Origin of the sequence: uncultured Tateyamaria sp., assembly GCF_947503415.1 — a bacterium.
Lineage (GTDB): Bacteria > Pseudomonadota > Alphaproteobacteria > Rhodobacterales > Rhodobacteraceae > Tateyamaria.
The window spans coordinates 269,253-282,535 of sequence record NZ_CANNDS010000003.1; the positions used below are offsets into that span (position 1 = coordinate 269,253).

Annotated in this window: 16 protein-coding genes; 8 read left to right on the forward strand and 8 right to left on the reverse strand. The window is 58.7% G+C overall.

The genetic code is table 11. From position 1 onward, the window contains the following. Positions 1-10 precede the first annotated feature (10 nt). From Q1A32_RS17945 to Q1A32_RS17955, 3 genes are read right to left on the reverse strand one after another with little or no spacing between them, the layout of a single operon-like run. Positions 11-1,066: a DUF1513 domain-containing protein gene (locus tag Q1A32_RS17945; RefSeq protein WP_299656226.1), complete on the reverse strand. Its 1,056-nt coding sequence runs from the start codon at positions 1,064-1,066 to the stop codon at positions 11-13. Then, complete coding sequence (locus Q1A32_RS17950) at positions 1,066-2,058, reverse strand: imelysin family protein (RefSeq protein WP_299656229.1); 993 nt, start codon at positions 2,056-2,058, stop codon at positions 1,066-1,068. Before Q1A32_RS17950 ends, Q1A32_RS17945 begins: the two co-directional genes overlap by 1 nt. Beyond that, positions 2,058-3,569 carry a di-heme oxidoredictase family protein gene (locus Q1A32_RS17955; RefSeq protein WP_299656232.1) on the reverse strand — a complete coding sequence of 504 codons (1,512 nt, stop codon included), beginning with the start codon at positions 3,567-3,569 and terminating at the stop codon, positions 2,058-2,060. Before Q1A32_RS17955 ends, Q1A32_RS17950 begins: the two co-directional genes overlap by 1 nt. Before the next feature lie 86 nt (positions 3,570-3,655). On the opposite strand from Q1A32_RS17955, the gene Q1A32_RS17960 reads away from it, so the two are divergent. Together Q1A32_RS17960 and Q1A32_RS17965 are read left to right on the forward strand one after the other, a co-directional pair. Next, complete coding sequence (locus Q1A32_RS17960; RefSeq protein WP_299656235.1) at positions 3,656-4,063, forward strand: hypothetical protein; 408 nt, start codon at positions 3,656-3,658, stop codon at positions 4,061-4,063. A 112-nt stretch (positions 4,064-4,175) separates the two neighbouring features. After that, complete coding sequence (locus Q1A32_RS17965) at positions 4,176-4,646, forward strand: Dps family protein (RefSeq protein WP_299615078.1); 471 nt, start codon at positions 4,176-4,178, stop codon at positions 4,644-4,646. Here the strand turns inward: Q1A32_RS17965 and Q1A32_RS17970 are convergent. The 5 genes from Q1A32_RS17970 to Q1A32_RS17990 form a co-directional block, all read right to left on the reverse strand. Next, positions 4,629-4,892 (reverse strand): DUF1289 domain-containing protein, encoded by a 264-nt coding sequence (locus tag Q1A32_RS17970; RefSeq protein ID WP_299656238.1) that lies wholly within the window; start codon positions 4,890-4,892, stop codon positions 4,629-4,631. The two genes, Q1A32_RS17965 and Q1A32_RS17970, sit on opposite strands and share 18 nt — an antisense overlap. Before the next feature lie 52 nt (positions 4,893-4,944). Beyond that, complete coding sequence (locus Q1A32_RS17975) at positions 4,945-6,159, reverse strand: imelysin family protein (RefSeq protein WP_299656714.1); 1,215 nt, start codon at positions 6,157-6,159, stop codon at positions 4,945-4,947. A gap of 70 nt (positions 6,160-6,229) precedes the next feature. Further along, positions 6,230-6,697, reverse strand: coding sequence for a hypothetical protein (locus Q1A32_RS17980; RefSeq protein ID WP_299656241.1), 468 nt, complete (start codon positions 6,695-6,697; stop codon positions 6,230-6,232). Further along, positions 6,694-6,834, reverse strand: coding sequence for a hemin uptake protein HemP (hemP, locus tag Q1A32_RS17985; protein WP_299656717.1), 141 nt, complete (start codon positions 6,832-6,834; stop codon positions 6,694-6,696). Before hemP ends, Q1A32_RS17980 begins: the two co-directional genes overlap by 4 nt. 17 nt (positions 6,835-6,851) lie before the next feature. Beyond that, positions 6,852-7,004: a hypothetical protein gene (locus Q1A32_RS17990; RefSeq protein ID WP_299656244.1), complete on the reverse strand. Its 153-nt coding sequence runs from the start codon at positions 7,002-7,004 to the stop codon at positions 6,852-6,854. Positions 7,005-7,529: 525 nt separating this feature from the next. On the opposite strand from Q1A32_RS17990, the gene Q1A32_RS17995 reads away from it, so the two are divergent. From Q1A32_RS17995 to Q1A32_RS18020, 6 genes are all read left to right on the forward strand, one after another. Beyond that, positions 7,530-8,786 (forward strand): ABC transporter substrate-binding protein, encoded by a 1,257-nt coding sequence (locus Q1A32_RS17995; RefSeq protein WP_299656720.1) that lies wholly within the window; start codon positions 7,530-7,532, stop codon positions 8,784-8,786. A 104-nt stretch (positions 8,787-8,890) separates the two neighbouring features. Continuing rightward, on the forward strand, positions 8,891-9,838 hold the full coding sequence (locus Q1A32_RS18000) for a carbohydrate ABC transporter permease (RefSeq protein WP_299656247.1): 948 nt from the start codon (positions 8,891-8,893) through the stop codon (positions 9,836-9,838). A gap of 103 nt (positions 9,839-9,941) precedes the next feature. After that, positions 9,942-10,880 carry a carbohydrate ABC transporter permease gene (locus Q1A32_RS18005; protein ID WP_299615089.1) on the forward strand — a complete coding sequence of 313 codons (939 nt, stop codon included), beginning with the start codon at positions 9,942-9,944 and terminating at the stop codon, positions 10,878-10,880. A gap of 109 nt (positions 10,881-10,989) precedes the next feature. After that, on the forward strand, positions 10,990-11,184 hold the full coding sequence (locus Q1A32_RS18010; RefSeq protein ID WP_299615510.1) for a hypothetical protein: 195 nt from the start codon (positions 10,990-10,992) through the stop codon (positions 11,182-11,184). Then, on the forward strand, positions 11,184-12,281 hold the full coding sequence (locus Q1A32_RS18015; RefSeq protein ID WP_299656250.1) for an ABC transporter ATP-binding protein: 1,098 nt from the start codon (positions 11,184-11,186) through the stop codon (positions 12,279-12,281). Before Q1A32_RS18010 ends, Q1A32_RS18015 begins: the two co-directional genes overlap by 1 nt. Continuing rightward, positions 12,274-13,272 (forward strand): ABC transporter ATP-binding protein, encoded by a 999-nt coding sequence (locus Q1A32_RS18020; protein WP_299656253.1) that lies wholly within the window; start codon positions 12,274-12,276, stop codon positions 13,270-13,272. The genes Q1A32_RS18015 and Q1A32_RS18020 overlap by 8 nt, the downstream gene beginning before the upstream one ends. Positions 13,273-13,283: the final 11 nt, after the last annotated feature.

Consider the following 13,283-nt stretch of genomic DNA (forward strand, 5'->3'; position numbering starts at 1 on the left):
AGGCTTGCGCTCAAATCGGAACCAGATGGTTATCCCACGCGACGGGATGTGCCACGCGTTGGCCTGACGGTGCGACGGCCAAGCCTGTTCCGGTCGTTGCATAGAACCCTGTATCCGTCGCCGCCACGCCGCAAATATCGCGGAGGCGTGTTTCGGACCTGAGCGTGGGGCCTTCAAAAATCTGCAGCGTCCCACTGCGTGGCGATGTCGTTGCGATCTGTGCGCCGTTCCGCGACACCGCAACGCTACCAAGATAGCCATTCATGGTTTGAACAGATGCGTCGCCTACCAAGTCAACCGTGCCCGCGGTGCTGTTGTGCACCCCCAAAAGAGGCAAGTCTTCTGTCAAATCACCCTGCCATTGCATGGCAAACACAACTGATCCCTGCGCTGAGACTGCAAGATGGCGGATAGAGTTCTTGCGATGCGCGGGGTCCAGTTCGATCTGGTCCAGAAGCTGACCGTCAAAATCGATGTAGCTCAGGTTCGGTCGCATCGTTGGAATGTTGAGTTTGGTGCGCCCCGTCTCGGGGTGCGTCTCGATCCCACCATTTGCGATAACCAAGCTCGCGCCATCCGGCATCAGCTTGATGTCGTGTGGACCGACGCCGCCGGACCCGACCTCACCAAGACGTCTGTACCCATCTGAGACGTCCCACACACCGATCACACCGCGCCCAGCGTCAAAATCGTTTTCCGTTGTAAAGAGCAGATCGCCGTCGGGGGAAAACGCACCGTGACCATAAAAGTGGCGGCCGTATGGAGCGTCCAGCTGCGCGGTCTGCGTGCCTGTTGCACAGTCCAGTACAATTGCAAATGTTCCGGGTCGGCGGGCAAAGGCCACGGCTTCGGCGCGGACTGGATGGGCCGCTGCCGCGTGCCCGCGGGCCGGAAGACTGCGCTGAAAGGTGATTTGCCCGTCGCGACTTAGGCCGCACAGGACAAATGTTCCGTCCGGAGCCATTCCTGCAGAAAGAAAGGCAGGGCTGCCGACCTGTGCCCAAGTGGCACGTGGCAATGCACCGGCAGCAAACATGCCCGCTATGAAGGACCTTCGGTTTGCCATCAGTCGCCATCCAGAGAATTGAAACCAGCGGCGATGCCAAGGCTTGGCCCGACACTTTCTGCCAGAAGCTGGCGTATATCATTGATTTCCTGTTGGAGCACTTCGATCCGGAGCCGACCTTGCGGGTCGGCAGCGCCTGCAAAAATGGGATCGTCCAGCGCCTCGGCTCGTTGCAATGCGGTGTCGAAGGCCTCTGCCACAGCTGCGCTATCCGCCGACATCAAGGCAGACAGGTCTTTGGTTGCTGTCAGCGACAAGATCACGTGACTGAGCGAACGCCCCGAGCGCCGCGCTTCGGCGCGATTGGGGCGCGGTCTGTCGAACGTGCCCAAGGGACGGCCAATGCGCGCGTTGGCCGTAAATTCCAGTCCGGTCGACAAAGCGGTAAAAAGCTGTTGGGCCGCCTCGGTCGGCGTTCTGTAGGTGTCGTTGCCAGCGTCGGACATCACGTCGCCATAGCCGCCACGCCAATCATCGTGGATTGCAGCGCTGATCAGAGCGATGTCGCCAGTTATGGCTTGCACCAGGGCACAATGATATTCCGGGTTGTCCCCGGGCGCGAACTGAGGATCGAACAGCAGGAATTCAAGCGCATAAAACCCTCTGGCCGCAATGGAGACTTCGGCAAATGCATCCGGGTCCGAGACTGCCGGGTCTTGATCCCCGAGGAGTGTCGCAAGAGCTTTGGGGATCGACCCCCTCGTGTCCGGCCAGAAGGCGAGCGCAAAGGCGCGGTCCTGCTGTTCTGACGGACCAAACCGCAGGTGGCTTACGCTGACCCATGCGTCAAACGCGGTGTTGAAATCCGCGATCAGGTCAGGGCTGTTGGGCGCGCATTCACTTGCCGCAGTCGCCGCCAGATCTGCAGCTTCTGTTGCCAATATCTGATAGCCGGGCAAGATATGGCCAACGACGATGGCGCGGATATCTGCCCCGTCTGCCCCTGCGGGCGAGGATAGTGCGATCACAATCGCGGATAAAAGGTGCCGCATCACAGGCTCTCCAGAAATTTGATCAAGGCATCTCTGTCCGCGCGGGGCATTTTGACCACCGCGTCACGTTGGGCCTGCGCTTCGCCACCATGCCAAAGAATGGCTTCGAGCAGGGAACGGGCCCGCCCATCGTGCAGGAAATACGTGTGACCGGAAACCTGCTGCGTCAATCCGATACCCCACAGAGGCGGTGTCCGCCACTCTGCTCCGGTGGCCCGCGCTTCCGGCCGGTTGTCGGCAAGGCCCGGGCCCATGTCATGCAACAGCATGTCGGTATAGGGCCAGATCAGTTGAAAGCTTTGTTCCGGCTGATCTTGGAGCCTGTGCGTGACAAAGGCGGGTTGATGGCAGGACGCGCAGCCAGTGGTATGAAACACCGCCTTTCCCAGCAGCACCTGCGGGTCGTTGACGTTCCGCCGCGCAGGCACACCAAGATTGCGGCTGTAGAACGTTACAAGGTCGAGCCCCTCATCGCCAATCTCAAACCCGCGCTCATCATCATCGCCATGAGGTGCATCGCGACACCCTGATTGCAGTTCAGTGCATTCGCCCCAAGCAGCCGGAAAAAGCGGGTTGGAAATGCCGATGTCGCCCGCGAATGCGCCCGCAGATTGATGCCGTACCGTGGGCGCACCGGCCTTGAGCCCGAAGCGGCCCAGCATGGGTTGGGTGTACTCCAGTGACCAGACAATGTTCGGGCGCCCGGAAATTCCATCGCCATCCGCGTCATCCGGATCGGCCAACGCCAGAATGTCAGATGCAGGGATCGCTTCGAGCAGGCCGAGGCCGATCATCTGCGGCGCAACGCGCGGGCTGAGCATTGCGTCAGGGTGCAACGGCCCATACCCAAGATTGGCAGCAGTATATGTGGGCTGTCGAAGGACGGCGGTTTCGCCTTCGGACAGGGCGACCTCAACCTCTTCATAGTCGATCTGAAGGCTGTATTCTGCCGGGTGCCCCGCCAGACTGAAATCCTGCAACTGCGTGCCATAGGTCGGGTCCGGCAGCGTCGCAAGATAGCCTTCGATTTCGTCAATGCCATCATCCGGTCCGCCTGGGATCGACACGCGCAGGAACATCGATATTGCATTGTCTTCCTGGCCGTCGGGAGGATGACCGCGCCCATCCTTTAGGTGACACCGTTGGCAGGACCGGGCGTTATACAGCGGACCCAGCCCATCAGATGCAAGCGTGGATGATGGCGATGACACCCAAAGCTTTCTGAACAGGCCATTGCCGACCTTGAAGGTCAATTCATCCTCAAAGCTAATGTTTCCAGAGGGTTGGGAGAAGGCGTTGGCATCTGGCCTTACCCGAACTGTTGCAGCCCCGGCTGACAACTCTTCAAACTTTTGCGGAACAGAAAAGTCGGTCGGCGGGCGTAAAACGGCTTCGATCCGGTCGGCTTCAGCGACAGTGCGTGGTATCACATTCAGATGCACGTCTTCGACACTTTGCGCATTGGCCGCACTCCATAGCAACGCTGACGTGACGATTATTGATACGCGCATATTGGCACCGCCTCCCTTTCTGACTATATTTGTCAGGAAATAAGCGAAATGTCTAACCCACAGGCTGCGACCAATTGGATAAAACCATGACAGCTGTACTCAAACTTCCGGTCCAAGAGGTGCCTTGGCCCCAAGTTGGGTCGGAGACGCGCGCGCTTATCAACCGTCTGAGATTTCACGCATCACTCTGCCGGGCGTCTGCACATCTCGACATTCACGTGGCCTGCGGCCTGATAGATCCAAACAGCGGAGAGGATGCCGCAGCACGCACGCTCATTCGTGTTCTGGCTCAGGCATTGGATCGCACACCAGTGTGGTTGCGGCCGGGCGAGATATCGCTCAGCTTTGATGAGTGCTGGCTTGCACAGGTGATCGAAGCACGACGCGGCGAAGACTTCGACAGCCTTTTGTTTTTGACACATCGGCGGATCGCCGGTGACAAGCGTCGCCTTTTTGGCATGCTGGTCGCAAACCTCGCCTGCGCGGCAACTTAGAAAGTTTCTAATCTACCCTTGGCGGAGCGATAAAAACGGCTATGTCGCTCCCCAAGCGAGCCAGCCTTTCGCCAGCCAGCCAGGACATCCACAGATTGAACCGGAGGGGCAGATGAGCCAGACCGCAGCAGCCTTGTCACAAGATGCACAAACCGAAATTTGCACGGCGCTCAACCAATGCGTTGCAGAAACCGTCGTCACCACGATGCTCGCGCAGAACTTTCACTGGAATGTCACAGGAATGGCCTTTGGACCACTGCATGAGTTGTTTCAGCAGGTCTACGAAGACCACTTCGTGGCACAAGATGATCTTGCGGAACGGATCAAGGCGCTGGGCGGTCACGCCAATGGCAAGTTGGCCGACATGGTTGCAGCGTCTAAAGTGCCCGAACATGACGGGCACGCCGACGACAAAACCATGATTGCTGCACTGGCCGACGCGCAGCGCACAGTGGCTGGAACACTTGCCGGGGCAGCAGATATTGCAGAGAAACACGGTGATATGCTGACGCAGGATCTGTGCATCGAACGGGGACGGACGCACGAAAAGTTCGCTTGGCTGATCTCAGCGCATCTGCGCTGACACGATCTTGGGCAGCGGTGCGCCCTTCTTGGCGCATCGCTTCTCATACAAGCCCGGCCACGCCTTGAACCTGCCCATGTTCAGTTGTTGCGCGACCAGCATATCCACAAACGCTTCTCGGTGTTTGTTGCTTTTCAGCGCCTTGAACATTGATTTTTGCGCTTTGGTCATTGAGCAGGCAATACAATGATCCTGACGCTTGTATTTGCACACATCGACACAGGGGCTGGGGAGCTTCTTGGCCATAAGCAACCTTGCTGAAAAGGGCAGGGGCCGCAATCGGCCCGCCCCGATAGTGTTACTGGAAAACGGCGTCGGGATTGTCGAGGCTGTCCGAGCCCTCAATCGCAATTGTGGGTGTGCCAAGGGCGGCCACGACGCGTTCGATGCTGCGGGTCTGATCGATCAGACCGTTGACGCCCCCCATGATCAGAGCCTCACCAGCAGCATTGCCGCGCTCGAGCATCATGTCGTAGCTGAACCCGGCCTCGGCGGCTGTCTTGATCCGGCTCAGCGAAAGCACGGCTGCTGCCAGCTTGGATTGCATCTCGGCATCAAGTGCCGGGTCGATTTCGGCGACCAGATTGGCCAGCGATGGGCCTGCAACCACTGATCCGTCAACACGGGTGTAGCTGCCCAAGTACACCGACTGAATGCCCACACCGTTATAGAAATGATCGTTGTGCGTGTTGTCGGCAAAGCAGGAGTGCTCCTCCTCGGGATCGTTCAACATGACGCCCAAGCGCATGCGTTCACCAGCGGTTTCGCCATAGGACAGTGACCCCATCCCCGTTAGCATCGCTGATATTCCTGCGTTTTCGTCGGCTGTTACGGCGGTGCGGGCCTCGCCCTCGTCCCCCCATTGACCGACCATCCACTCAAGATCCGAGATCAGCAAATCCATTGCTGCCCGAAGGTAATCGCCGCGACGATCACAATTCCCGCCCGTGCATGCGTCACCCTGCGCATAATCCGTCCAGGGACGGTTTCCGGCACCGGCGTCGTGACCGTTCAGGTCTTGTCCCCACAGCAGGAACTCGATTGCATGATATCCAGTTGCGACATTTGCTTCGACACCGTCGGCTTCCTGCAAGGTCTCTTCCAACAAGGCAGGTGTGATGGCCGAGGCATCCACAGCCTCACCCGACAAGGTGAAGTTTGCATTTGCAATGACATTCAGGACCGCGGCCCCGTTTTCATCCGTTGGCCCGCCATAGGACGCATCCACATAATCAATCAAACCCTCGTCCAGCGGCCAGGCGTTCACCTTGCCTTCCCAATCATCGACGATGGCATTGCCGAAACGGAAAACTTCCGACTGTTGGTACGGCACGCGGGCCGCGAGCCAAGCGTTTCTGGCACCCACCAACGCTTGTGCTGATGGGGCTTCCAGCAGACCCTCAATGGCTGTTTGCAGGCGTTCGGCCGTGATCAGACTGTCGGCATAATTGGCCTCTGCGATGTTGGCATAGGTGTCGAGCACGTCCGCTTTGCTGATCTGCCCGTCCGCCATCGCAGCGGCGCCACAGCCAAGGGCGACGGCACACGTCGCAAGGGTAAGGAATTTCATATGGCACTGTCCTTTAGTGAAGTTTCATTGGGTTCTGGAAAGCGTGATCGGCCATGAGCGCCATCCGTCTCAAGGCAAGCCCGAACTCCTGCGCAAGATCGACAAGCGGCAACGCCATGTCGGGACGCACGATGGTTGTTGCGATCAGCAAAGCATCTTCACGCTCCCCTTCACTGGCATAGCCGATGAAGGTCGCAAAACAGGATTCGTCCGCGCCAAGGCATTTGCAGGTCACATGATGGCGCATCAGGGGACGGCGGCCATGGCGGGCGCACAGATCGCACAGCGTCTCGAATGACTTCAGCGCCTTGCTCCCATGTTTTGTGCCAAGCGCTGTTGCGAAATCATTCCAGACTTGGCTTTGGGCCGCTGGGCCATTGCTCCAGAGCCGCAGGTACAGCACGGCACCGGCCTCCACTGGACCCAGCTCGGTGATATATCCAACCGGGGCGCCACCCCGATGCGGGGTCAAGGCGTTCATTTCGTGAGTATCAGCTTACCCGCCCGGGTGATCCGAAGCGTGTAAATCTGATCGCCAAGCTTGATCCGGGCCATGTCGCCGCCCTTTGTCAGGTCGGTCGCCTCGTAGATCGGCAAAGTGTCGTCCGGCCGGGCCATGGTTTCCCTTGCGATATTCACCACCAAAACCCACCCCATGCGCCGTCCTCGGCCCTGTCGAGAAGCCATTCGATACTGAATACCGTCGGAAGTCCCATCGTCAGGCTGCCAAAGAGCATGTCGTGGACGTCCTGTCCGCCAAGAGCTACTGCGTTCCGGTCAAAATTCATCGTCCCACTCCCATTGAGGTGTTGGGTGTCTGGCTTGCCACTGACTGGATTTGGCTGGCTTTCAGCGTAAGTTGAGTGAAAAAGTCAGAAATGACAAGAAAATAATTTAGTAATTTTGTCGGATAAAGTGAAGCGCGGTGAAAGTTTGATCGGTTGGCATGAGTTCGATGGTGGCGGCGGAGGGTGCTTGCATTGCGAAGCGCGTGGGGGTTTTCGGTTCAGGTCGCGGGTTCAAAACGGTTTTCTCGACTCACTCCGGTTGCCTCAACAAAAGACTTCCCATTTCCAACAGATGCGTCCTTCGACAGGGTCCCGTGCAATTTCGTGTTTTACTTCAGTGAGATAAACTACCTCAAGATTGGAATGATGAACGCACCTCAAAAATCCGTTGACATGATGTACGCCCCTCAAATAGCGTTTCCGCAGGGTCACCACAGACGTGTGACCCATAGGGAGGATCATATGAAAAAAGTGACTTCAGCCGCCGTTGGCGCGGCCCTGATAACGTCTGTCAGCGTGCCCACGATGGCCATGGCAGAGGATTTGACATTGTGCTGGGCGGCCTGGGATCCGGCCAACGCGCTTGTCGAACTCAGCAAGGAATTTGAGGCCCAATCCGGCCACACCATGAATTTTGAATTTATCCCGTGGCCCAATTTCGCGGACCGGATGCTGAACGAACTGAACTCGGGCGGCAAGCTCTGTGACCTGCTGATCGGCGACAGCCAGTGGATCGGTGGCGGGGCCGAAAACGGCCACTACGTCAAACTGAACGACTTCTTCGACACCGAAGGCATCAGCATGGACGATTTCGCGCCTGCGACTGTCTACGCCTATTCCACATGGCCCAAGGGCACGCCGAACTACTACGCGCTGCCCGCGATGGGCGATGCGAATGGCTGGTTCTATCGCAAGGACTGGTTTTCAGACCCAGAGATTCAGGCCGCCTTCAAAGAGGCAACAGGCCGCGATCTGGGGGAGCCCAAGACCCAACGCGAAATGCTGGAAATCGCCCAGTTCTTCCAGGGCCGCGAGATTGACGGCAAAACCGTTTACGGCGCCTCCATCTTCACCGAACGCGGCTCCGAAGGGATCACGATGGGCGTGACCTCGGCGCTTTACCCCTGGGGCTTCAAATACGAAAACACCCCCGGCTCTTACGACATGGAGGGCGCTGTGAACTCGCCCGAAGCGGTCGAAGCACTTGAATTCTATAAAGAGTTCTACGAAACAGCGACACCGCCTGGCTACACGAACTCCTATATGGGTGAGAGCCTCGACGCGTTCAAATCCGGTCAGGTCGCCATGGCGATGAACTGGTTCGCGTTCTTCCCGGGCCTCTATGCCGACCCGGCCACAGGAGGGGACAAGATCGACTTTTTCGTGAACCCACCGCAAAATCAGGCCGGGTCCACCTTGGGCGGGCAGGGCATCAGCGTCGTCGCCTATAGCGACAAACAGGACGCCGCCCTTGAATACATAAAGTGGTTCGCCGATCCGGAAGTGCAGGCCAAATGGTGGGAACTTGGCGGCTACTCGGCCCACAACTCCGTCCTGAACGACCCGGGCTTCAAGGACAGCGCACCGTTCGCCGGTGACTTCCTCGAGGCGATGGGCGCCGTGCAGGACTTTTGGCAAGAGCCAGCCTATGCCGAACTGCTGCTGGCCATGCAGAAGCGCATCCACGACTACGTGGTTGCCGATCAGGGCACGGCACAGGAAGCGCTCGACAAGCTGATCGAGGACTGGACCGAAACCTTCGAAGACGAAGGCAAGCTCTAAGTCCTCCTCCCAAGGGTGGGCAGCATTGCCCACCCTAACACCCAACCCGAATTGACCCTTTGCAGGGTGGGCCATCTGCCCACCGCATGAAGAGGCTGTGCCCGATGACAGACACGCTCGCAGACAAAGCCGCCGGTGCCACACCCAAGCGCGTCGTACGCAAGATCAGGGGCCTGAGCGACCGCGCCATCGCGTGGATCTTTGTCGCCCCCACGATCTTTCTGCTGCTGGCGATCAATATCTTTCCGCTGATCTGGACGATCCAGCTGAGCTTTACCAATTTTCGCGCCAACCGACTGACGCGAGAGCCTGAGTTCATCGGCCTGCGCAACTACGAACGCATCCTGACCGACAGCGACATCTGGCTGAACATGCAGGCCACGGCGCATTTCCTGTTCTGGACCATCGCACTGCAGGTGCTGATCGGGTTCACGCTGGCCTGGCTCATCAACAAGAAATTCAAGGGCAACGATCTGTGGACCACAATCATCGTGCTGCCCATGATGCTGTCGCCCGCCGTGGTGGGGAACTTCTGGAAATTCCTCTACCAGCCGCAAATCGGGCTTTTCAACTACATCGTCGCCTTCTTCACCGGCAAGGAGCCCTCCAGCTTCGAAATGCTCGGCTCGGTCCAACTGGCGCCCTGGTCCATTGTCATCGTGGACACGTGGATGTGGACACCCTTCGTGATGCTGATCTGCCTCGCCGGTCTGCGCTCCATTCCCGACTACATCTACGAGGCAGCAGAGGTCGACCGCGCCTCCAAACTCCGCCAGTTCTTCACCATCACCATCCCCATGGTGCTGCCCTTTCTGATGCTCGCCGTCCTGTTCCGCGGGATCGAGAATTTCAAAATGTTCGACCTCGTCGTCCAACTGACCGGCGGCGGCCCCGGCTCCACCACAGAACTCACCTCGATCAACCTCAAAAGAGAGGCGTTCGAGAAGTGGCGCACAGGCTATGCGTCGGCCTACGCCATCATTCTCTTCGTCACGGTGTTTGGCCTCGCCAGCATCTACGTCAAGGCGCTGAACAAGGTAAAAGAGAGATGATGCACACTCTTCTTTCGGCTCCAAATATCCTCGGGGGGGCGCGCCAGCGCGGGGGGCAGACAGCCCCCCTCCCAACCTCAGCACCCATCACGGACGTCAACCCATGAGCGCCTTTTCCATCACCGAACCCAGCCAACGCTCCAAATGGGTCGCCGGGTCACTGGTCATCGTCTACGCGCTGATCACGATGATCCCGCTGGCGTGGATCATGCTCACCGGCTTCAAATCCCCCAGCGACGCCATCAGCTACCCGCCCAAGGTCGTGTTCGAGCCGACGCTCGAAGGTTACGTGAACCTCTTCACCACCCGCACGCGCCAAACGCAGGACTTCCTTGATGCCAACCCGCCGCAAAACTGGGCGGATGAGATCGTGCGGGAATACGACATGGTCATCGTCGGCCCCTCCAAATTCGGCGAACGGTTCCTCAACTCTGTGATTATCGGCTTCGGCTCGACCTTTTTGTCGATCTTTCTCGGTACACTCGCCGCTTACGCGTTCAGCCGTTTCAAGATCCCGCTGGCCGACGACCTTCTCTTCTTCATCCTCAGTACAAGGATGATGCCCCCCATCGCTGTCGCGATCCCGATCTTCCTGATGTACCGCAATCTCGGCCTCAGCGACACGCATCTGGGCATGATCCTGCTTTACACGGCGGTGAACATCTCTCTCGCGGTCTGGCTGCTCAAAGGGTTCATCGACGAAATCCCGCGCGAATACGAAGAGGCCGCGCTGATCGACGGCTACACGCGGTTCCAGGCGTTCTACAAAGTGGTCCTGCCCCAAGCGGCGACGGGCATCGCCTCCACCGCCATCTTCTGCCTGATCTTTGCTTGGAACGAATATGCCTTCGCGGTCCTGCTGACCTCGGCCACGGCCCAGACAGCCCCGCCCTTCATCCCGACCATCATCGGTGTCGGAGGCCTTGACTGGCCCGCGGTTGCGGCAGGGGCCACGATCTTCCTGCTGCCTGTCATGATCTTCACCATCCTGCTGCGCAAACACCTGCTGCGCGGGATCACATTCGGAGCCGTTCGCAAATGACCAGGCTATGCCAAACCACAACATCTTGGTGCACCGGGGGGGTGCACAGGGGGTGCACGGGTGGTGTACGGATGTCACCCCCCCGTTTTTGCCAACCGGAGGGTACATGATGAAAGGGTTCCTGACCGGCCTCATGCGCCTGCACCGCGGCCCATGGGAGGCGCTGGCGACCATCATCATCGCCCTTGGCGTCTTCATGCTGATGCAGCCGTTTGTGCTCTGGGCCTTCACCTATTCTTTCATCACGACACTGGTGGGCACCGTCATGTTCATCGTCGTCAGCCACTTCCCGGAAGGTGAGTAATGGCCGAGATTGTCATCAAGAATGTCCGCAAGGAATTTGGCGATTTTGTCGCCGTAAAGGAGTCCAGCTTCACCATAGAAGACGGCGAGTTCTTCATGCTCCTGGGCCCCTCCGGTTGCGGCAAGACCACCACCCTGCGCATGATTGCAGGGCTGGAACTGCCAACCTCCGGAGAGATCTTTCTCGACGGTGAAGAGATCGGTCAACGCCCCCCGTCACAGCGCGATATTGCCTTTGTTTTCCAGATGTTCGCGCTCTATCCTCATATGAACGTCTACAAGAACCTGAGCTACCCGCTGGTCAGCCAAGGCATGCCGCGCGCGCAAGTCCGCGCCAAGGTGGATGAGGTCACCACGATCCTCGGTATCAAAGATATCCTCAAGAAACCCGTGGGTGGTCTGTCGGGCGGTGACCGGCAACGGGTTGCGCTCGGTCGGGCCATTGTGCGTGAGCCGAAAGCCTTCATGATGGATGAACCGCTGGGCGCTTTGGACGCTGAATTCCGGGAACACATGGCCGAAGAGCTGCGCGCTTTGCACGACCGTATGGGGGCGACCACAGTCTACGTAACCCACGACCAGCTTGAGGCGATGCAGATGGGCGACAAGATCGTTGTGATGAACAACGCCGTGGTCGAACAGTTCGGCAAACCGCAGGATATCTACGACATGCCCGCCTCCATGTTTGTGGCGGATTTCATTGGATCACCATCCATGAACTTCCTGAATTTAAACGGTAAAGTCGAACCGGGCGATACGGAAATTCACTTAAACAATCAGCGAATGAGCGTGCCCACGTTGCGCGAAGGGGCGTCTGGCGATCTGGTTTTTGGCGTCCGGCCGGAACACATCCATCTGTCGTCCGATGGTGATTATCGGGGCAGGGTCCTCGCCACGGAATACCTTGGCACCACCCAAATCGTGACCCTCGACACGCCCAACGGAGAGATCAAGGCGCGCATTGCCTCCGACCAGCCCGCAAGCGTGGGGGAAACGGTCGGCCTTGGCTTCAACGGCCAAACGGTGACCCTGTTCGACAAGGCGTCGGGCCGTGCCCTGCGGTCTGAACTCAACGAAGGAGTGCTCGCCCATGGCTGAGGTGCAACTGAGCGGCGTGTCCAAATCCTTCAAGGCAACGAAGGCGTTGATCGACATGGACCTGACCATTCCCGATGGCGCCTTTGTTGTGCTTCTGGGGCCAACGGGTGCAGGCAAGACGACCACCCTGCGCCTGATCGCGGGGCTTGAGAAACCGGACGCGGGCCATATCAGCATCGGTGGCACGCGCATGGATGGCCTGACGCCTGCACAACGTGATGTGGCGATGGTGTTTCAGCAATACTCGCTCTATCCCCACATGACCGTGCGCGAGAACCTGGCCTTTCCTCTGCGCTCGCCCATCCTCAAAACACCCGAAGATGAAATCGCTTTTAAAGTCAAAGAGGTAGCAGACGTACTTCACATACCGCATAAACTTGACAACAGGGCGACCGAGCTGTCCGGCGGCGAGATGCAGCGCGTCTCCATCGGGCGTGCACTGGTCCGTGATCCGCAGGTTTACCTGATGGACGAACCGCTCAGTTCTTTGGACGCCAAGCTGCGCGCCGACCTGCGGATCGAGTTGAAACGTATCCATGCCGAACTCGCGGCCACACTGCTGTACGTCACCCACGACCAGATCGAAGCCATGACAATGGCCACCCATGTCGGCGTGCTGGACGAGGGACGACTGGTGCAATTCGGCACCCCGCGCGACATCTACGAAAACCCGAGCACGGCCTATGTGGCCGCCCGTTTGGGGCAGCCCCGCATCAATCTGCTGCCCGTGGGTTTGTTGGGCGAAGACGCCCCGGCAGGCGCGCATCAGGTCGGTCTGCGCCCGGAAAACATACGCCACGGATCGGGCCGGGATGCCCATGTGGTCCGTGTGGAACATCTGGGCGACCAGACCCGGCTGCACCTGAAGGTGGCAGACCATGACGTCATCACCCTGACCGATCCACACACCAAACTGAACGCGGGCGAAACGATCCAGATTGCCCCCGATAACCCCGTTTTCTTTGACGCCGCCGGCGCGCGCATCACCTGAGAAAGGACATT

What these genes read in the sequence shown, in the direction of transcription:
- Q1A32_RS17945 (WP_299656226.1), bottom strand. Translation starts at nt 1,066, where the DNA reads ATGGCAAACCGAAGGTCCTTCATAGCGGGCATGTTTGCTGCCGGTGCA.
- Q1A32_RS17950 (WP_299656229.1), bottom strand. Translation starts at nt 2,058, where the DNA reads ATGCGGCACCTTTTATCCGCGATTGTGATCGCACTATCCTCGCCCGCA.
- Q1A32_RS17955 (WP_299656232.1), bottom strand. Translation starts at nt 3,569, where the DNA reads ATGCGCGTATCAATAATCGTCACGTCAGCGTTGCTATGGAGTGCGGCC.
- Q1A32_RS17960 (WP_299656235.1), top strand. Translation starts at nt 3,656, where the DNA reads ATGACAGCTGTACTCAAACTTCCGGTCCAAGAGGTGCCTTGGCCCCAA.
- Q1A32_RS17965 (WP_299615078.1), top strand. Translation starts at nt 4,176, where the DNA reads ATGAGCCAGACCGCAGCAGCCTTGTCACAAGATGCACAAACCGAAATT.
- Q1A32_RS17970 (WP_299656238.1), bottom strand. Translation starts at nt 4,892, where the DNA reads ATGGCCAAGAAGCTCCCCAGCCCCTGTGTCGATGTGTGCAAATACAAG.
- Q1A32_RS17975 (WP_299656714.1), bottom strand. Translation starts at nt 6,159, where the DNA reads ATGGCGGACGGGCAGATCAGCAAAGCGGACGTGCTCGACACCTATGCC.
- Q1A32_RS17980 (WP_299656241.1), bottom strand. Translation starts at nt 6,697, where the DNA reads ATGAACGCCTTGACCCCGCATCGGGGTGGCGCCCCGGTTGGATATATC.
- hemP (WP_299656717.1), bottom strand. Translation starts at nt 6,834, where the DNA reads ATGGCCCGGCCGGACGACACTTTGCCGATCTACGAGGCGACCGACCTG.
- Q1A32_RS17990 (WP_299656244.1), bottom strand. Translation starts at nt 7,004, where the DNA reads ATGAATTTTGACCGGAACGCAGTAGCTCTTGGCGGACAGGACGTCCAC.
- Q1A32_RS17995 (WP_299656720.1), top strand. Translation starts at nt 7,530, where the DNA reads ATGGCCATGGCAGAGGATTTGACATTGTGCTGGGCGGCCTGGGATCCG.
- Q1A32_RS18000 (WP_299656247.1), top strand. Translation starts at nt 8,891, where the DNA reads ATGACAGACACGCTCGCAGACAAAGCCGCCGGTGCCACACCCAAGCGC.
- Q1A32_RS18005 (WP_299615089.1), top strand. Translation starts at nt 9,942, where the DNA reads ATGAGCGCCTTTTCCATCACCGAACCCAGCCAACGCTCCAAATGGGTC.
- Q1A32_RS18010 (WP_299615510.1), top strand. Translation starts at nt 10,990, where the DNA reads ATGAAAGGGTTCCTGACCGGCCTCATGCGCCTGCACCGCGGCCCATGG.
- Q1A32_RS18015 (WP_299656250.1), top strand. Translation starts at nt 11,184, where the DNA reads ATGGCCGAGATTGTCATCAAGAATGTCCGCAAGGAATTTGGCGATTTT.
- Q1A32_RS18020 (WP_299656253.1), top strand. Translation starts at nt 12,274, where the DNA reads ATGGCTGAGGTGCAACTGAGCGGCGTGTCCAAATCCTTCAAGGCAACG.